Source organism: Reyranella sp., from assembly GCF_965249915.1.
Classification (GTDB): domain Bacteria; phylum Pseudomonadota; class Alphaproteobacteria; order Reyranellales; family Reyranellaceae; genus Reyranella.
The window spans coordinates 3,975,260-3,992,766 of sequence record NZ_OZ252257.1 but is presented as its reverse complement, the minus strand read 5'-3'; the positions used below and the strand labels follow the sequence as shown (position 1 = coordinate 3,992,766).

Sequence of the window (17,507 nt, the reverse complement as noted above, 5' to 3'; positions counted from 1 at the left end):
TAACAAATTGGGGATCTGCACGGTGAGTCTAGGGATTGAGGCTTAAGGGCTCTCTACCCCTACCCATCGCCCCTTCGAGACGTCCCAAGGCGGCCGAGTTACTAGCCTTGTTGTCCACAGCTAATGAGAACGAGAATAGAACATCTGTGGCGCTAAACGGTGACTGGAATGGCCAAAAACCTGAAGAAATTCGCTAACGCTCGGTTTGTCAGGACGATTGATCTCGGTCTCCTGCGGCGTCTCCTCGAACGCCATGCCAACGCCCTATCAGGACTGGATCTCGCCATTCTCGATGACGACTCGGATGCGGCACGGAAGGCTTTGCTCGAGTTCTTTTTAGGGCCAGATGAGAACCATCCGGATGGGTTGGTGACCGATCTCCATCGGATTGCTGAGCTCGGCGACGCCAACGGGCTCCGGCTTCTCCAGGACCAGGCACGCCGACGCGGCGTGGGAATCATGGCGGCCAACGACGGGGCTCCCGACGAAGGCCGCGAGGATCCCAAGCATGTCGCGTTGCGCCTGTTTCTCGACGAGCGCGAATTGTTTGACGTTGCCGCCGACACGCTGAGTTACACAACGTTGTCGTCCTACAGCGAATTTTCAGGGACCGACGAAGGCATTGATGCCGAGGTCAACGAGGTAACGTGCTCCGCGTTCAAGGCCTCGGCGGAAAGTCTGCTGGAAGAAGAGCTTAGGGGTCGGTACTGCCGCGTCGGCTGGTATGATGACGATGGCGAGATTAATGTCGTCATGACGCACGGTGCCGTGCTGAAGACAACCGAGGTGATCGAAGAAGGCGCGGATCGGGTGATCCGCCTTCGCGAGGCCGCTCATGCCGTGCTGTCTTATGACCCGGCATCAGGCCGATTGAAGATCGGTGGCTTCGCCAAATCCGGTCGCGCTGACATTGCAGAACTCTTTGCTGTCACGATGTTGAAGCGGCCGGGCTTCTTCGCCGCACCAGATGCTCAAAACCTCTATACGCTGGCCCTGGTTGAGCGTGAGGGCTTCGGTTTCAAATTCGATCATGCGTTCGATGCCGGCATCCGACGCGTTATAATCACGGCTGTTCAGGTTGATCGCATCGGCACCGATCTGCGGTCCGGCAAGACAAGGACCCTGTGGTCACACCTGGTTCGCGACAGCCGTGACAACGCGCTGGCCCGGATGGGGGAGACCACGCGAGGCATCAACTTTGCGGGCGATTGGCGGATCAACCATATCGTTATTGGCGTAGACATCGACGTCGGCGAAAAGCGCCCGGTGCGGGTAACAATCAAACTGAAACCGCCAAGCCTCGCTGTATTCAAACGGCACCGCTTCGAGGCACGTATCATGGAACTGCTGCGCCGCAATGGGCTGGTCAATGACCGAGAGATTGCACAATCTGCTGCTGCGGCAGAGTGAGGCCGGCGAACCTGCGATCCTGTGGGGACGACTGGCAAAGCCGTTCCTGGGGAAGAAGTTCGACCGACTGCTCCACTGCGGCGTTCTCATCGAGGAAACGCCTGCTGACGACTGGGACGTCTGCAGCGATTGCGAATGCGGCCATGACAGCCGTCGCATCCAGCTGATCGATGGCAAGCTGATCGCCGCCTGTCCGATCGATCATCGCAGCGACACCGTTCTCGAGCCTGAGGACCTGCGGAGCTTCCGCATTAACCTGAAGTCGCTCGTACGTGAGATTGCCGTGGCTTCGGGCTTCACGGCGGAGCCGACGCAGGTCATGCCGGGTGTCTGGTATCTGGGTGTGGCGCCTGCGAAGCGTGGACTATTTTTCGCCTTCACGCGCAGCAACATTCTGGCGCCCGGCTTGATATCCAGCCTCAGGACGATCGGCGAAAAACTGCCGATCACCATCGTCGCCCCGGCATTGGCGGTGGGGGACTTGCTACGTTTTGCCGAAGCGGGAATCCACTACACATCGATCGCCGACGCTTTCTCTCCGGCGGGCACGGCCTTTGCGATCGACGCCGAAAAGCTGGTGCCGCCATCCTCTATCGCGGCGAGGCTCACGCTGATCCGCGAGCAATCGAAGATCGTTCTCGATGGTCGAGAGCTCAAACTGCCGCCGATCGGCTTCAAGATCATGTGGCTTCTGGCCGAGACGGCGATGCGCGACAACGGCAGGGTGAGCAGCCAGCAGATAGAAAAGCATTTGTGGGCGTCAACGGTGCTCAGAACCGCCGTCGGAGACGCTATCCGCAACCTGCGCAAGGCGCTGGACGGAAACGATATGAGGGGGAAGCATGGCGATCCGCTTGTGCAAAACCTCACCGCGCAGGGCTATTTTCTGAACCTTGAAGCAGCGGACATTCGCCTGGTGAATTGATCGGCGTTGCCACCGCCAGGATATTGCAACCATTGCAAACTTATCTACGCCACGCGGCGATTCGGCCAGCCGATGCTATCATTGCCGAGGTGAGAGAAATTGGCGAGACGCGATGGCGCCGGTTCAGAAGTGGCAATTCAAGGCGAGAATGCGGGCCCGCTCCTATAATTGGCGCGGTACGGCCCTCGCGACCGCACGGCTGAAGGCTGCGGTCTCCGAAATCAAGAAGGTAGCGAAAACCGATCCTGTCGCGGCGGGAGACGGGGTGGTGTCGTTGATGGAGCGGATCTGGCCGGCATTCCAGGATATCGACACCTCATCTGGCGCGCTCGGAACGGCGGTTTCGCGGACCTTGGACGAATTGATCCCGATCCTGATCGCCGCGCCGGCAGACCATGCGATCACAAGCACGTGGCTCGAACGTTTGTTCGAGGCGGTCCAGAACGACGGTGTTCAGTATCTGGCGCCAGTCGAGGACCGTTGGGGCGAGATCGCCCGCTATCCGGATCTGATCAATGATTATGCGGACAGGTTGCTGTGGGTGGTGCGCCGCGCCTGGGCCAATCACAACGGCTTCGAATATGTGACCGGCACGGCCATTTGCCTGTCGTGCCTGCTCGAGGCGGGCCGCTATGCCGAGCTGCAGGAGTTGCTGGCGAAAAGGCGGTCCAAGTTCTGGTCCTGGCACCGGTTTGGCGCGGAGGCGCTGGTTCGTCAGGGGTTGTGGGAAGCCGCCATAGCATTCGCCGAAAGCGTGCGCGATACCGCGAATTCTCCCTACGAGGACAGGTCGATCGATCGCTTTTGCGAGGATCTTCTGATCCGCCATGGCCGCTCCAACGAGGCCTATCGCCGCTATGGCCTGGTTGCTGCGGGCGGGACGACCAACCTCGCCACCTTCCGTGCTCTGACGAAGCGATATCCGGATCGCGACCGTCGTCAGACGCTGATCGATCTGGTTAAAACGCGCGGCGACAAAGGGAAGTGGTTTGCCGCCGCCAAGGATGCAGGATTTCTCGACATCGCGCTCGAGTGTGCTGAATTGAGCGGCGTGGATCCGTCGACGCTGGTTCGCGCGGCCCGGGATTTTTGCGACAAGGAGCCCCGGTTCGCCGCCGTGGTGGGGCTGCTGGCCATCAGGCATTTGCTCGCGGGCGGCGGTTATGATCCGCAGGTGTCGGAGGCAGCCGACGCCGCGACCCATCTCCTTGCCGCTGCACGCCAGATTGGCGCTGTCGACTGGGCAAGAGCGGAGCTCGGCAAACTTGCCGATGGGCCCTGCAGCTCAGAGCGTCAGCTGTTCCGCCACGCCGTCGAGGTCGCTTTGGCACGCGACATCGCAGGCAATCTCAAAGCCTGATCCAGCGTCACGGCCGCGGCGGGCCTGACGACCACCTTATCCTGGGATTCCCACGAGCAGGTTCGTGCCGTCGGGGCGCCGGTGCTGGGCCTTCCCATAGCTTCCCATAACAAGACCAACCGTATGGGAAAAGCGCACCTCTATCTTCGGTCTCCAACAGCGATGACCGAGGGGTCCGCAGATGCGGCAGTCTATTTCCCAAGACGATCTCAGGACGCTTCTTCATGAAGCCGACGTGGCGGTCCGCCGGCTGGTTCGCAAGCTGGGCCTGCCTCGTGCAGATCTCGACGATATCCGCCAGGACCTGCTGACCGACGCCCTGGCGCGCCTCCATGCGTTCGACGCCGAGCGGGGGGCGCTGGGTGCCTTCGCGGGCCTGGTCATGGCGAACCGTGCCACCCGCATTGCCCAACGCGTCAGGAACCATCGCCGCATGTACGGGCCGGAGCCCGTGTCGCTCGACGAGCCCGCGGCACCCGGTTCCCGCGAAACCTTGGGCGCTTCTTTGCCCGAGGAGCAGAGCCTCGCCGCCATTCAGGGGCACTGGGTGAACCCGATTGCCCAAGTCGAACGGCGCCTCGATCTCGAACGCGGCCTGGGAACACTCGATGAAAAAGGGCGCCGCCTTGTCGCCGACCTGCTGCGGGGATCGGCTCACTGGCTTGCACGGGCCGGCCTTGGGTCGCGTAGCACGCTCTACCGGCAGACGAGGGAACTTCGCCTGGCGCTGATGGCGGTCGGCGTTTCGGCAGTGTGAGGGACGCACGTCGATGTTCCCGCAAACGCACCTGCGGCTCCTCCTGGTCACGCACAGCTACGCGCGACTTCGCGGGCCCACGCAGTGGGTAGCCGAAGGCGATCTCATGCGTGTCGCTTCGGATTATCGAGGTCGTGAGACGCATCTCAAGAGCGCTGGGTAGGAGAGGGTATGGCAGTTTCACAAACCAATCCCAGGGCAATGCAGCGCCTCACCGAGACAGCGTTCTGTGCCTGGCTTGGCCAGGCCCATCCGGGTGCCCAGCTGGTCTATCACCGCGGCCTGCTCGCGCTGGACGCCAGTATCAACAGCCAGACTCCCAAGAGCGATGCGCGCCACGAACTCGCCCGTGTCGCACGGCGCGCCTGGTGGGCCGCCTCGCAGGGGTTGGTCCATCTGATCCAGCGGCGCAACGGCCCCGACGACTTCACTTACATCGCGATCGCGCGACCTCGGCCAAAGGAGCTGCCGGCAACGCCGTCATCGGTTCTTCTGAAGGAGGTCGCGTGATGGACCTTGCCGCCGTGTCCATCAATGGGCAGTACCTGCCCACACTTCTCGCCGACGCGGCAGCGGCCCTGGTCAACGCCCGCGATGCCGCCGAAGTGTTGGAAGCACGCGACCTTGCATCGCTGGCGTATGACGTGGCCAAGCGTACGGCGCGCCTGGCGAAAGCCAAACAGGCCCATGACGATCTGATCGTCGCTGCCCATCGTGCCCAGGCCCATGCCCTGCAGATCGAGGCGCGCGCCAAGCTGCGGCTGGCCGACGAATACGACGCCGCGCAGGATCGGGGAGAGGTGGCCAGTACCGGGCAGCACGCACGAGCTGTTCCAGACGGGAACAGCAGCTCTCGTGCGACGGTCGCCGACATCGGCCTCTCCCGCAAGGATATCCACGAAGCGCGTCTGGTACGCGATGCCGAACGGGCCGAGCCCGGCATCGTCGGCCGCACTCTCAAGGAGCAGATGGAACGCGGCGACGAGCCGACCAGGGCTGCGCTGCGCAAGATGGTGGTCGATGCTGCGATGCGCGGCCTGCGCGGCGGCGGATCGAAGAAGCGCGCTCGCAACCCGCTCTACGAGCCCAATCCTGCCTACGACGCCAGCGCCGGCATCGACGGCTGCTGCACGCGCATCGCCGACTACGTCGATACCCACGGCGCCGCGTTCATCCTGTCGGGTTGCCTCGACGCCCCCATGCTCGAACGCAGCATCGCAAAGATGACGCGCGGTCGGGACGCCCTCACCACCATCCTGGAGGCCGCTCGTGCTCAAGCGAACGTCTGATTTTACGCACCATGTCTGGGAGGCAGCCGATCTGGTTGGTCGCAACGCCCCACGCATCGTCGACGACATCCTGAAGGCACTGTTTCCGAACACCGTCAGCGCGGCGGAGGCGGAGGGGGCATCCCGGATACTCCGCATCGGGTGCATCGCCGAGGTCAAGCGCGTGCTCCACAGGTCCGGCAGCAGCAGCGCACAGGTCGACTTTGGCGAGATGCACGAGTCCTTCCTGCCGCTGGTTCGAGCGCTGCAGCGACCGTCCTATTTCGTGCCCGAGCGCGAAGAGGAAGTGCCCGTCAGGGAGTTGATCGCCGATCCCACCCAGCTCGACGCGGCACGTCGCTTCATGCGTCGCAAGGGCATGGAATGCCTCGACGAAGCTGAGCGACTCGACCGCCTGTACGAGGCCGTCATGGGGCAGGGCGATGCCGCCGCCGTTCCCCCGGCCATGCCAATCGCCGTCGCCCCTGATCGCCCTCGATCACTTTCTTCCTCGGAGGTCTCATGATGTCGAACAACACTACCAATCGCCCGCGTCTCGACGACATCGGCATCATGCCGATCGGTGAGATCGCGCAGCTGCCAGCCGAACACCTGGCGCTGCTGCAGGAAGATGCATCGGCTGCCCTCGACGCCACCAAGAAAGCCAAGGACTGGATCGATGGCGCCATCGTCTTGCGCTTTGCCGACCACGTTCAGGCGCTGCGCCGCGAGGCCGGCAAGGACACCGGTACCGTCCGCTTCGAGCAGGACGGCGTCACCGTCGTGGCCGACCTGCCCAAGCGCGTCGACTGGGATCAGGCGCTGATCACCGGTGTGGTCGAGCGCATCCGTGCTGCCGGCGACGATCCCACCCAGTACGTCGACATCGCCATCAAGGTGCCGGAGCGCAAGTACACCGCCTGGCCCGAGAACATCCGCACCGCCTTCGCGCCGGCCCGCACCGTCAAGACCGGTAAGCCGAGCTTCGTTCTCACTTTGAAGGAGCACCTGTAATGGCCATCTCACTCGCGTCCCTAAAATCGACGACGGCGCTGTCGCCGCCGCGGGCTCTTGTCTACGGCGTCGCCGGCGTGGGGAAGACGTCGTTCGCCGCCAGCGCCGACAGAGCCGTTGTCGTAAAAACCGAAGACGGTCTCGGGACCATCAAGGTCCCGCACTTCCCGCTGGCACGCAGCTTCGACGCGGTGATGGAAGCGCTCGCCGCACTTTATAGCGAGGCCCACGACTACAAGACCGTGGTGATCGACAGCGTCGACTGGCTCGAGCCGCTGGTGTGGGCGCGCACCTGCAAGGACAACAACTGGTCCTCGATCGAGGAGCCCGGCTACGGCAAGGGGTATATCGCAGCCCTCGGCCTGTGGCGGCAGTATCTCGATGGTCTGAACGCGCTGCGCGACGAGCGCGGCATGACGGTGATCCAGATCGCCCACACCGACATCAAGCGCTTCGATAGTCCCGAGCACGAACCCTACGACCGCTACGTCATCAAGCTGCACGCCCGCGCTTCGGCGCTGCTGCAGGAGCATTCCGACGCGGTGCTGTTCGCCAACTACCGCATCAGCACGGTGAAGTCCGACGTCGGCTTCAACAAGAAGGTGACCCGGGCGCTCGGGAGCGGGGAGCGCGTTCTCTACACCGCCGAGCGTCCCGCCTTCCTCGCCAAGAACAGATACGGCCTGCCCGACATGCTGCCGCTCGACTGGCAGGCCTTTGCCGCGGCGATGCCGCAACCCTGAGCCCAGACACAACAGGAGACTGACATGGCAAATCTCGGAGCCACTTTCGACGCCACCGGCGTCGAGCCCACCCAGACGCTGGAGGTGCTGCCTCCCGGCAAGTATCCCGCGCAGATCGTCAAGAGCGACCTCCGCCTGACCAAGGACGGCATGGGCCAGTACCTCAATCTCGAGATCGACGTGCTGGAGGGGCCGTACCAGGGGCGCAAGCTGTTCGATCGCCTCAACCTGGTGAACGCCAACAGCCAGACGGTCGAGATCGCGCAGCGCGCCCTCTCGGCGATCTGCCATGCCACCGGGCGCCTGCAAGTCCAGGACAGCGAGGAGCTGCACCTGATCCCCTTCATGGCCGTCGTCCAGGTCCAGCCGCCGAAGAACGGCTACGGCGAGAGCAACAAGATCCGCTACCAGCCGCTGCAACAGACAGCGCCCGCGCCTCAACCCCAGCGTCCCGCCGCGCCGACGCCCGCGGTAGCGCCTGCGCCCGCACCACGCCCCGCCACGGGCGGGTTCGCGTCGGCGCCCTGGAAGCGCTCGGCCTGAAGCCCATGCCCACTGCCGGCGACGTCCTGCTCGATGCCGCCGGCGGCAATGCCCTCTTCGAACCCGGAAAGCCCGACATGACAGCACAGCCCCCTGCCGAGCCGCGCGCCCGTCTTGCCAAGATCGACGACGCGATGGCCTCCATCAAGACCCAGATCGCGTCGGCCGACCTGCTGCGCCAGGCGAGCGGCAAGCCGATCGACCCGAGCTGGTTCCACCGTGCCAAGACGGCGCTGCGCCATCTGCAGCGCGAGCGCGCTGGACTAGTCGAGCAGTCCCGGCCGCGCCGCGAGTCGGTGAAAGACTGCCTGATCGCAGTGCTGCGCGAGCGCCACGACGAGACCGGCTGGTCCGCCATCATCGCCGAGGCCCACCGGCGAGCCGACGGGGAGGGCCTGTGATGGCCGCGCTGCCGGATCCTCCGACGCCGACGCTCGTCGCCATTTATGCCGCCTACGAGGCGGAGCGGGGCGACGGGTTCCGCGAGCATCTCGGCGCCTCGCTGATCGGCAAGTCGTGCGAGCGGGCGCTTTGGTACGACTTCCGCTGGGTAACGCGGGCGCAATTCCCGGGCCGCATCCTGCGGCTGTTCGAGACCGGCCAGCTGGAAGAGGCGAGGCTGGTACGCAATCTCCGCGCAACCGGCGCCACCGTGCTCGAGGTCGATCCCGAGAGCGGCCGCCAGTGGCGGGTCGAGGCCCATGACGGTCACTTCGGCGGCTCGCTCGACGCCGTCGCCATCGGCCTCAGGGAAGCGCCTAAAACCTGGCACGTGGTCGAGTTCAAGACGCACTCGGCTAAAAGCTTTCGAGACCTCGTCGCCAAGGGAGTTGCTCTCTCCAAGCCGCAGCACTGGGCCCAGATGCAGATTTATATGCATCTCACCGGTATCGCCCGGGCGCTTTACGTGGCGGTCTGCAAGGACAACGACGATCTGCACATCGAGCGCGTGCACGCCGATGGGGCTGCCGCAGATCGTCTTCTCGACAAGGCGCGCCGCGTCATTACAGCCAAATGCCCGCCGGCTCGCATCTCCGAAGATCCCACGTGGTGGGAATGCCGGTTCTGCGATCACCACGCCACATGCCACACGGGCGCCCCGGCAGAAACTAATTGCAGGACTTGCCTGCACGCGACACCGGTCGAGGGCGGCTGGCATTGCGCGCGCTTCGACCAGGCGCTCGATCGTGCCGCCCAGCACCGCGCCTGCCCAAAGCACCTGTTCATTCCCGATCTTGTGCTGGGAGAGGTGACCGACGCCGGTGACGATCATGTCGTCTACCGCCTGCCCGACGGCACCAGCTGGATCAACGATGCCCGGGAGGATGCACCATGCTGAGCCTGCGCCCCTATCAGCAGGCCGCCGTGACGGCGATCTACAACTACTTTGCCGAGAAGGACGGGCATCCGCTGGTCGTCATCCCGACGGCTGGCGGCAAGTCCATCGTGCTGGCCTCGTTCATCCAGGGCGTGCTGCAGCAGTGGCCCGACCAGCGCATTCTCGTGGTCACCCACGTGCGCGAGCTGATTGCCCAGAACCACGCCGAGATGATGGGACTGTGGCCCGAGGCGCCCGCGGGGATCTATTCGGCCGGGCTCGGCCGCCGGGATATCGAGGCGCGGGTCCTGTTTGCCGGCATCCAGTCGATCCATCGCCGGGCCTACGACGTGCAGCAATGCGACCTGGTGCTGATCGACGAGGCACATCTCATCCCGCGCGCCTCCGACACGATGTACCGGCGCTTCCTCGACACGCTGTCGCGCATCAACCCCAAACTCAAGGTGATCGGGTTCACGGCAACTCCCTACCGGCTCGACAGCGGCCTTCTGCACGAGGGCGAGGGCCGGATGTTCACCGACATCGCCTACGAGGTGTCGATCCGCGACCTTATTGACCACGGCTATCTCTGCCCGCTGATCAGCAAGGCGACCGATCTGACCCTCGACGTTGGCGGTGTCGGCAGTCGCGGCGGCGAGTTCATCCCGGGACAGTTACAGGCAGCCGTCGATCGCGAGTCGATCACCCGCGCCGCCATCGACGAGATCCTGGTCTATGGCGAGGGCCGACGGTCTTGGCTGGCGTTCTGCTCGGGCGTCGAGCACGCCACCCATGTCGCCGAGGCCCTGCGCGCGCGCGGCGTGAGCTGCGGCGCCATCTTCGGCGACACGCCGGCCAATGAGCGCGATCGCATCATTGCCGCCTTCAAGCGGGGCGAGATCCGGGCTCTGGCCTCGATGGGGGTGTTGACGACCGGCTTCAACGCCCCCGCGGTCGACCTGATCGCCATGCTGCGTCCCACCAAGTCCCCGGGGCTCTATGTGCAGATGGCCGGTCGCGGCACTCGCCTTGCGCAGGGCAAGGAGAACTGCCTGGTCCTCGACTTCGCCGGCAATGTCGCCCGGCATGGCCCGGTAGACGCGGTGAAGCCGAAGCGGCCGGTCGAGGCCGAGGGAGCTGCGCCCACCAAGGTCTGCCCGGATTGCGACAGCATCCTGGCGGCGGCCGTACGGCAGTGTCCCGACTGCGGCCACCAGTTCCCGCCGCCTGAAATCAAGGTCGCGTCGACCGCCAGCACACTGGCGATCCTGTCCAATGTCCGGTCGCAGTGGGTCGAGGTCGGCCAGGTGACCTACAGCCAGCACGACAAGCCAGGCAAGCCACCGTCGCTGCGCGTCGAATATTTCTGCGGGCTTTTAAGCCACAGCGAATGGATCTGCTTCGAGCACGCCGGCTACGCCCGGCAGAAGGCCGTCACCTGGTGGCAGGCCCGCAGTGCCGAGCCAGTGCCCGCCACTGTCGCTGCGGCACTGGGCAAGACGGGCAACCTGTCGACGCCAACTGCCATTTTCGTGCGGCCGAGTGGCCGCTTCACCGAGATCGTTAACTACAGGTTCCAGCCATGTCCCACCCCGGCCTCTGCGCCGTCTGCCACCGCGAGCCCCGTGGGTTCGGCTGGTTCGATGCGCGGTATCGCGTCAGCGACCCCCGGCGCGACACCAGTCGCCGGCACCTCTGCTCGATTCTCTGCCAGAACCTCTGCCATGGGAGGCGAGGCATGATCGATGCGACGCCAAACGAGCGGGCCGCGATGGAGCACGGTGGCGCCATGGCGGGTGAGTATCTCGACAGCCTGGGCAAGAGCGATCTCGCACAGTTCAGCCTTGGGGAATGGCAGACGCTGATCGAGGTGATCGTCACCGGCTACTGCGACCACCTGCGGTCGCTTGCCGGGCAGGACCGCAGCCGGATCGACGGCATGGCCGAGCAGGTGCCGTTTTGAGTGCGGCGCCCAGCTTCATGGCGCGGTTCGGTACCCGCCTCGTGGCCAATGGCTATGCCATCCTCCCGATCCAGCCGGGCACCAAGAAGCCAGGCTGCCATCGCGACGGCCAGTGGCGCGACTATCCGGCTTGGACCCGGCATGCCGCTCGGGCCACGACCGATCTCGAACTCCAGCTCTGGAACACCTGGCCCGACGCCGGCATCGGCATCGTGGGCGGCGCCGTGGCTGCGGTCGACATCGATATCGCCGACGATGCCGAGCTGGCGCTTCGCATCGAGCAGCTCGCCCGCGAACGGCTGGGCGACACGCCGGCGCTGCGCATCGGCCGGGCACCCAAGCGGCTGCTGGTCTATCGCACCATAGAACCGTTCAAGGGCATCAAGCGCCATCCGCTGGAAGTCCTCTGCCTTGGCCAGCAGTTCGTGGCCTACGCGGTGCATCCCACCACCAACAGGCCCTACGACTGGCCGGAAGAAAGCCTTGCCGATCTCGATCTCGCCAGCCTGTCGGCGATCACCGAGGAACAGGCGCGGGCGTTCCTGGACGAAGCCGTCGCCCTGCTGCCGCAGGCGCTGCGTTCGGCCACGCTCGCCGAGCCCGCCAAGGCGCCGCGGCCGGCACATGCGCAGCAGGGCACGCCGGAGGCGGTGGAGGCGGCACTCGCGTTCATTCCCAACGCCGACCTCGACTACGACAGCTGGGTGCGCATTGGCCTGGCCATCAAGGGCGCCATCGGCGATGGCGGCGCGTCGCTGTTCGCCGCCTGGTCCGCGCAGTCGGCCAAGGATGTGCCGGCCGCTACGGCGAAGGCCTGGGCCAGCTTCCGGCCCAACATTATCGGCGCCGGCACGATCTACCATCTCGCCATGGAGCGTGGATGGAAACCGGATGCCGGGCTCGAGCTGGACGGTGCCGCGCCGCGCGATGCCGTGCATCCGGCGGCCGGTATGCTGGCCAAGATCAGCAACGCGTCTGCTCCGGTTCAGGAACAGGACCAGTTCTCGCTCGTGATCCCGGACGGCCTCGTCGGCGACCTGACTCGGTACATGGTCGCGACCGCCCGCCGGCCGCAGCCGCTCCTGTCTCTTGGGGCCAGCCTGTGCGCCGTCGGGGCCCTGATGGGCCGCAAGTACCGCACCGAGAGCAATCTGCGCAGCAACCTGTACATCGTGGGTGTTGCCGATTCGGGCTCGGGCAAGAACCACAGCCGCGAGGTCATCAACGATCTCTTCCTGGCCGCCGGGCTCGTCGACCATCTCGGCGGCAACAAGATCGCCTCCGGCGCCGGCCTGCTGACGGCCGTGCACCGGCAGCCGGCCATCCTGTTCCAGATCGACGAGTTCGGCATGTTCCTCTCGGCAGCGGCCGACCGGCGTCGCAGCCCTCAGCACATCACCGCCATCCTCGACAACATGACGGAGCTGTACACCGCGGCAGGCGGTGTCTTCCTCGGCGCCGAGTACGCCAATCGCGACGGCCACAACGAGCGACGGGACATCAACCAGCCCTGCTTGTGCGTCTACGGCACAACGACGCCCGTGCGGTTCTGGAGCGCCCTTGAGGGCTCCAATGTCATCGACGGGTCGCTCGCGCGGTTCATCATCCTGCCGACCGAGGACGACTATCCGGAAGAGAACCCGAGTTCGGGGATCCATGTGCCGCCGGCCGGCCTGGTCGAAGGGCTTCGTCTCATCGCCGCCGGCGGCGGCCGGCAGATCGGGAACCTGGTGGGCCGGACGGCCGGACTGGAGACTGCGGTCGATCCCATGGTTGTGCCGATGCAGCCCGCCGCCCAGGACGCCTTCCGTGCTCTCGGGCAGGAGATCACCCGGGAACTGCGGGAGGCGCGCGGCACTCCTTTCACGGCCATCCTCGCCCGCATCGGCGAGAATGCTCAGAAGCTGGCGCTGATCCGCGCCGTCGGCATCGATCCTGTGGCGCCCGCGATCAGCGGCGATGATGCCGATTGGTCCATCGAGCTGGTCAGGCGCTACGCCTTGCGCACTGTCAGCGCCGTCGAGCGGCACGTCGCGGACAACGACACAGAGCGCAATCACAAGCGCATCCTCGAAATCATCCGCAATTCAGGCAGCGACGGCCTGGGCAAGAGCCACCTGATTCGCCGGACCCAGTTTATCGACAAGCGGCAGCGGGACGAGATCCTGGTGACGCTGGTCGAGGCGGGCCTTGTGACAATGGCTATGCGATCCACAGCGACGAAGCCGGGACTGTCCTATCGAGCGACACAGCAGGAGGTATGACCATGAACTTCTACAGAACCATCAAGCGGCATCGCCTGGCCAACCGCTGCTCCACAACAGAAAACTGGAATCCTTCCATCTTTCAATCATTCAAGGGGGGTCAGGGGGGCAAGGGGATGAGAGGGGCTCTAGTAGAGGGTCCTATATGGTTTATTATTATTTGAATTATTTAATTATATGAGTCCTACCCAGTGTCTGAGGGCCTCGGTCTTCATGGGCCCTCTTTGAAGCATTCTTGAACCTTCACCGTCCGCTGCCGGGCCTGTCGCCCAGCGGGACCTTACTCAACCCGAACCCCTCCTGGTTCGGGCGAGAGCCGCACCTTCGCCGGATGCCACGCTCGCCCCGACCACCCCGAACCTCGAGGAGGTCGTTATGTCCGAAGTCCCGGCGCAGCCGCGCTCTGGCAATCCCGCGATCGACAGCATCTTCTGCAATCCACCGCTCCAACAAACGATCCTCGCGCTGGACCTGGGCACCAAGACCGGATGGGCTGTGCAGCCCGCCACAGGGCCGGTCCAGAGCGGGACCCAGACGTTCCGCCCGAACCGGTTCGAAGGCGGCGGCATGCGGTACCTCCGCTTCACCGATTGGCTCGTCGAGATCGCCATGATGACCAGTGGCCTGCATCGCGTGGTATTCGAGGAGGTGCGGCGCCATGCCGGTACAGACGCCGCCCACGCCTACGGCGGCTTTCTCGCCACTCTCACGGGGTGGTGTGAACAGCACGAAGTTCCTTATCAGGGCGTGCCCGTTGGAACGATCAAGCGGTTCATCGCCGGCAAGGGCAACGCCGACAAGGCCGCCGTCATCGCCGCGATCCGCGCTCGCGGCTTCAATCCCGCCGACGACAACGAGGCCGACGCGCTGGCCATCCTGCTGTGGGCCACGGAAACGCAGGGAGGCGTGCGATGAACGGCGATCGCGCGATCGGCCTCGAACGGCGCGACGGCCATGACGTCGGCCGCGATCCCCGCGGCATGACGGCTGAGGAACTCACTGAGCTGGGCCATGTCCGCATGAACGCGCAGAAGGCGCTCCGGCTGCGATGCATCGACTGCTCCGGCGCGTCGGCCGCGGCTGTGCGGGCGTGCGCGCTCGTGCGGTGTCCGGCATGGCCGTTCCGGATGGGCAGCAGCCCGTGGCGGCCCCCGGCCAGCGAGGCGCAGTTGGCTCAGGCAAGGACCCTGGCCGCGAGAAGGGCTGTTGCCGCCAAAATTCAACCAAGCCGCCGTTGTTCCGGCGCTACGGAGGGGGTGGCTGCTACCACCCTACCTGCCAGGCACGATGTCGCCGTGGCACGGCTAAAAACCGCCCTGGCGACGAAGGTGCGGCCATGAGCGCCGACACCCTCCTCGACCAGGCAGCCTTCGTGCTGCGCGAGCGGCAGGCGGCCTACGGCGCACCGGACAAGGCGATGGCAGCGATCGCGGCGCGCTGGTCGCTCACGCTGGGCCACACTGTCACGCCGGCCGAGGTCGTGCTCTGCATGATCGACCTCAAGCTGACGCGCCTGGCGCGCGATCCCAGGCACCAGGACTCGATCCTCGATATCGCGGGCTACGCCGCCGTGCTGCACGAGGTGACGAAATGAAATGGGCGCCGCGGGGCTTTGGCGGCGAGCGCAGGCCGCCGGAACACATCAAGCGCGAGGGCTGGCAGGCCCAGCGTGTGCTGGTGATCGAGGCCGACGACGAGCGGTTGACGTGGCCAGAGCGCGAGTTGGTCCGACAGCTCGGCGAAAAGCTCTACGGCGACCAGCGCAAGCGACAGGAGAGCCGCCATGAATGACTGGACACCCGAGATGGTCGAGGAGCGGCTGATTGAGGCGGCTGCCGTCCTGCGGCGGCTTCCCGCGCAGCGGGGCCAAGGTTACTTCAGCACGTGGCCGCAGATGAAGGTCGAGTTCAGCGACCTCGTGGGCCAGACGCCGGAGCCGATGCGGCTGCCACCCCCGACCGCGGCCGCGATCGACCGGATGGAGCAGGTGTTGCAATGGTTCGCCTGGCTGGAGCCCATCGACTCGAAGATCGTCTGGGAACGGGTGAGCGGCAAGCGGTGGAAGGAGATCTGCTGGGAGGTCGGACTTGCCCGTGCTGCAACGCATGAGCACTGGCTCTATGCACTGTGCCTCATCACGTGGCGGCTGAATGGCCGTGAAGGGTTGACGCGTCTGGGAAGGCGCGCGGCGATTGCGCGTGTCCGGGTCGGATACGGCTCAGGCGCAGCTTGCCAAAGGCTTCGATCATAGTTGTCCGAGGCGCGATGGCCGAGTCCTTGGGGAGAGACGGCCATCGCTATTCGGAAGCCTACGCTTTGTGGGATGCGGCTTCCCTTAGGTCGAGGCCCGGGTGGGAGTGAGCCTGCGACCGTCCCTTTATGCCAGCTTTCACTGCGAATTTTGACAGAAGTTGAAACCATTTCGGATGTTTCCAGGCTCAGCTTTCGAGGAGTTCCTGGACCTGGTCGACCGGACGCCGTTGGCTGGCTCGCGTGTGGCGACTGCCCGGGGCCGGGAAAGCAGGTTCGGAGGGCCTCGTGGTAGGGTTTGAGGCCGGATCGGCCGGCCGGGGAGGCTCTCGATGAGCGATCAGCCGCGTATCGCGCTGCCGAAGAACATCGGCCAGACGCTGAAGTACCTCGACCATGACGATCTCGCCGCACTGCGCGCCGCCGTGGAGGACGAGTGGGCCCGCCGCGGCAATGGGGCCGCCACGCGGGCGGATGCATCGGCCGCCACCGCGCCGGCCAGGTCGAAAGCAGGCGCCTCGAAGCTGCCCGTGGGCAAGGTGAGCCTGATCAAGGCCTCCGCGCTGTCGGGCATGAAGCCGGCCGCGATAGCGCGCACGCTGCGGCTTTCGCTGGCGGAGGTGAACCGGGTGTTGAATGCCGAACGGAAATGAGAGGCTGAAAGCCGGACGAGAAAATCTAACCTGCAGACACTTTCCGACAAGACATGCGCGACGGGCCCAGGCAAAGTGCCTTCATTCCTAAAATCTCGGGCTCGCGCGCGCAGCGCTCGCCAGCCTTGGCGTCGCCGCACGGAGTGCGATGAGGCGCCCGCATGGTTTCCGGCGGTTCACGAAAAAGCAGGCGTTTCACAGCCTTTATCTCGTGACGACCGAGAGCGGCACACCGGTGAAGGTGGGGATTGCGTCCAATCCACACGCCAGGTTTAACGCCCACCAGTCGAGTAACTTCGTTCCGCTTCGGCTACATCGCTTCTGGTGGGTCGCCGGGCGCCAGATCTCGGTGCGGATCGAAGACGACTTCAAGGAGCACTTCGGGGCCCGGTGTGTACGCGGCGAGTGGTTCGAGGTTGCGCTTCCCGAGGCAGAGGCGTTCATTGAAGCTGCGGTGCGCACTATTGGAACTTGGGGCGTGGAGGAAGATCAGGTGATCCGGCTGATGGATCACTACGCTCGTCAAGAACTGTCGATGCCGCCGGACGCGCCGTCACCGCTGCGAGCTGCCCCGCCGGAGTTGAACGGCGGCGCGAAACGTCGAAGCTCACGCAACGACAAGAAGCCGCCTCATCTTTTCAAAGCTCGGTAGGGCTTTGCAAGGTTCTCCATGCGACGAACGACAAGCCGGCGACCACGCGATTGGCGCAGCCGCCGGCTTGGAGAGCGGGAGACGCTATCCGCCTATGCGGTACACGCGGCCCCGCTCGCCCTCCTTCTCGGACTCGATCGCGAGGCCGAGCTTCTTCTTGAGCGCGCCGGAGATGGCCCCTCTGGCCGTGTGAGCCTGCCATTCGAGCGCCTTGACGATCTCCTCGATCGTGGCGCCCTCGGGCCGGCGCAGCATGGCGATCAGCCGCGCCTGCTTGGTGTTGTCGCGTGGCGCGGCGGCGGATTCGGCGGCCTGCTTCGGCGTGGTGGTTTTGGTACTGCGCGGCTTGCGCGTTGACTTGGCCATTGTGTCTCTCCTTGCTGCGAG

General features: G+C 65.1%; 23 protein-coding genes. 22 read left to right on the top strand and 1 reads right to left on the bottom strand.

What is annotated here, in order from left to right; all coding sequences use genetic code 11:
* Positions 1 to 168: 168 nt before the first annotated feature.
* The 22 genes from ACP15H_RS19815 (at position 169) to ACP15H_RS19710 (ending at position 17,120) form a co-directional block, all read left to right on the top strand.
* Positions 169 to 1,410, top strand: a complete 1,242-nt coding sequence (locus ACP15H_RS19815) for a hypothetical protein (protein ID WP_425067871.1) — start codon at positions 169 to 171, stop codon at positions 1,408 to 1,410.
* Entirely contained in the window at positions 1,370 to 2,335 is a 966-nt protein-coding gene (locus ACP15H_RS19810) for a hypothetical protein (RefSeq protein ID WP_425067870.1), read from the top strand. The genes ACP15H_RS19815 and ACP15H_RS19810 overlap by 41 nt, the downstream gene beginning before the upstream one ends.
* A 112-nt stretch (positions 2,336 to 2,447) precedes the next feature.
* Entirely contained in the window at positions 2,448 to 3,695 is a 1,248-nt protein-coding gene (locus tag ACP15H_RS19805; RefSeq protein ID WP_425067869.1) for a hypothetical protein, read from the top strand.
* 181 nt (positions 3,696 to 3,876) lie between these two features.
* Positions 3,877 to 4,452: a hypothetical protein gene (locus ACP15H_RS19800; protein WP_425067868.1), complete on the top strand. Its 576-nt coding sequence runs from the start codon at positions 3,877 to 3,879 to the stop codon at positions 4,450 to 4,452.
* Positions 4,453 to 4,623: 171 nt separating this feature from the next.
* Positions 4,624 to 4,962 (top strand): hypothetical protein, encoded by a 339-nt coding sequence (locus ACP15H_RS19795; RefSeq protein WP_425067867.1) that lies wholly within the window; start codon positions 4,624 to 4,626, stop codon positions 4,960 to 4,962.
* Positions 4,962 to 5,741: a hypothetical protein gene (locus ACP15H_RS19790; RefSeq protein ID WP_425067866.1), complete on the top strand. Its 780-nt coding sequence runs from the start codon at positions 4,962 to 4,964 to the stop codon at positions 5,739 to 5,741. Before ACP15H_RS19795 ends, ACP15H_RS19790 begins: the two co-directional genes overlap by 1 nt.
* Positions 5,722 to 6,246 (top strand): hypothetical protein, encoded by a 525-nt coding sequence (locus tag ACP15H_RS19785; RefSeq protein ID WP_425067865.1) that lies wholly within the window; start codon positions 5,722 to 5,724, stop codon positions 6,244 to 6,246. Before ACP15H_RS19790 ends, ACP15H_RS19785 begins: the two co-directional genes overlap by 20 nt.
* Positions 6,246 to 6,734 carry a hypothetical protein gene (locus ACP15H_RS19780; protein WP_425067864.1) on the top strand — a complete coding sequence of 163 codons (489 nt, stop codon included), beginning with the start codon at positions 6,246 to 6,248 and terminating at the stop codon, positions 6,732 to 6,734. Before ACP15H_RS19785 ends, ACP15H_RS19780 begins: the two co-directional genes overlap by 1 nt.
* Positions 6,734 to 7,477 carry an ATP-binding protein gene (locus ACP15H_RS19775; RefSeq protein WP_425067863.1) on the top strand — a complete coding sequence of 248 codons (744 nt, stop codon included), beginning with the start codon at positions 6,734 to 6,736 and terminating at the stop codon, positions 7,475 to 7,477. The genes ACP15H_RS19780 and ACP15H_RS19775 overlap by 1 nt, the downstream gene beginning before the upstream one ends.
* Positions 7,478 to 7,501: 24 nt before the next feature.
* Positions 7,502 to 8,020, top strand: coding sequence for a DUF669 domain-containing protein (locus tag ACP15H_RS19770; protein ID WP_425067862.1), 519 nt, complete (start codon positions 7,502 to 7,504; stop codon positions 8,018 to 8,020).
* Between the two features lie 5 nt (positions 8,021 to 8,025).
* Complete coding sequence (locus tag ACP15H_RS19765) at positions 8,026 to 8,421, top strand: hypothetical protein (RefSeq protein WP_425067861.1); 396 nt, start codon at positions 8,026 to 8,028, stop codon at positions 8,419 to 8,421.
* On the top strand, positions 8,421 to 9,359 hold the full coding sequence (locus ACP15H_RS19760) for a PD-(D/E)XK nuclease family protein (protein WP_425067860.1): 939 nt from the start codon (positions 8,421 to 8,423) through the stop codon (positions 9,357 to 9,359). The genes ACP15H_RS19765 and ACP15H_RS19760 overlap by 1 nt, the downstream gene beginning before the upstream one ends.
* Positions 9,353 to 11,080 (top strand): DEAD/DEAH box helicase, encoded by a 1,728-nt coding sequence (locus ACP15H_RS19755; protein ID WP_425067859.1) that lies wholly within the window; start codon positions 9,353 to 9,355, stop codon positions 11,078 to 11,080. The genes ACP15H_RS19760 and ACP15H_RS19755 overlap by 7 nt, the downstream gene beginning before the upstream one ends.
* Entirely contained in the window at positions 11,077 to 11,301 is a 225-nt protein-coding gene (locus ACP15H_RS19750) for a DUF6511 domain-containing protein (protein WP_425067858.1), read from the top strand. Before ACP15H_RS19755 ends, ACP15H_RS19750 begins: the two co-directional genes overlap by 4 nt.
* Before the next feature lie 17 nt (positions 11,302 to 11,318).
* The gene (locus tag ACP15H_RS19745) at positions 11,319 to 13,565 is read left to right on the top strand and encodes a PriCT-2 domain-containing protein (RefSeq protein WP_425067857.1); all 2,247 of its coding nucleotides are present in this window, start codon (positions 11,319 to 11,321) and stop codon (positions 13,563 to 13,565) included.
* 375 nt (positions 13,566 to 13,940) lie between these two features.
* Positions 13,941 to 14,480, top strand: a complete 540-nt coding sequence (locus tag ACP15H_RS19740; protein ID WP_425067856.1) for a hypothetical protein — start codon at positions 13,941 to 13,943, stop codon at positions 14,478 to 14,480.
* Positions 14,477 to 14,905 carry a hypothetical protein gene (locus ACP15H_RS19735; protein ID WP_425067855.1) on the top strand — a complete coding sequence of 143 codons (429 nt, stop codon included), beginning with the start codon at positions 14,477 to 14,479 and terminating at the stop codon, positions 14,903 to 14,905. Before ACP15H_RS19740 ends, ACP15H_RS19735 begins: the two co-directional genes overlap by 4 nt.
* Positions 14,902 to 15,159, top strand: coding sequence for a DUF6378 domain-containing protein (locus tag ACP15H_RS19730; protein ID WP_425067854.1), 258 nt, complete (start codon positions 14,902 to 14,904; stop codon positions 15,157 to 15,159). Before ACP15H_RS19735 ends, ACP15H_RS19730 begins: the two co-directional genes overlap by 4 nt.
* Positions 15,156 to 15,356, top strand: coding sequence for a hypothetical protein (locus ACP15H_RS19725; RefSeq protein WP_425067853.1), 201 nt, complete (start codon positions 15,156 to 15,158; stop codon positions 15,354 to 15,356). Before ACP15H_RS19730 ends, ACP15H_RS19725 begins: the two co-directional genes overlap by 4 nt.
* On the top strand, positions 15,349 to 15,816 hold the full coding sequence (locus tag ACP15H_RS19720; RefSeq protein ID WP_425067852.1) for a DUF6362 family protein: 468 nt from the start codon (positions 15,349 to 15,351) through the stop codon (positions 15,814 to 15,816). The genes ACP15H_RS19725 and ACP15H_RS19720 overlap by 8 nt, the downstream gene beginning before the upstream one ends.
* A 331-nt stretch (positions 15,817 to 16,147) precedes the next feature.
* Positions 16,148 to 16,468, top strand: a complete 321-nt coding sequence (locus ACP15H_RS19715) for a hypothetical protein (protein WP_425067851.1) — start codon at positions 16,148 to 16,150, stop codon at positions 16,466 to 16,468.
* Positions 16,469 to 16,616: 148 nt separating this feature from the next.
* Complete coding sequence (locus ACP15H_RS19710) at positions 16,617 to 17,120, top strand: GIY-YIG nuclease family protein (protein ID WP_425067850.1); 504 nt, start codon at positions 16,617 to 16,619, stop codon at positions 17,118 to 17,120.
* Positions 17,121 to 17,204: 84 nt separating this feature from the next.
* Here the strand turns inward: ACP15H_RS19710 and ACP15H_RS19705 are convergent, their stop codons facing one another.
* Positions 17,205 to 17,486, bottom strand: a complete 282-nt coding sequence (locus tag ACP15H_RS19705; RefSeq protein ID WP_425067849.1) for a DUF3489 domain-containing protein — start codon at positions 17,484 to 17,486, stop codon at positions 17,205 to 17,207.
* Positions 17,487 to 17,507 lie beyond the last annotated feature (21 nt).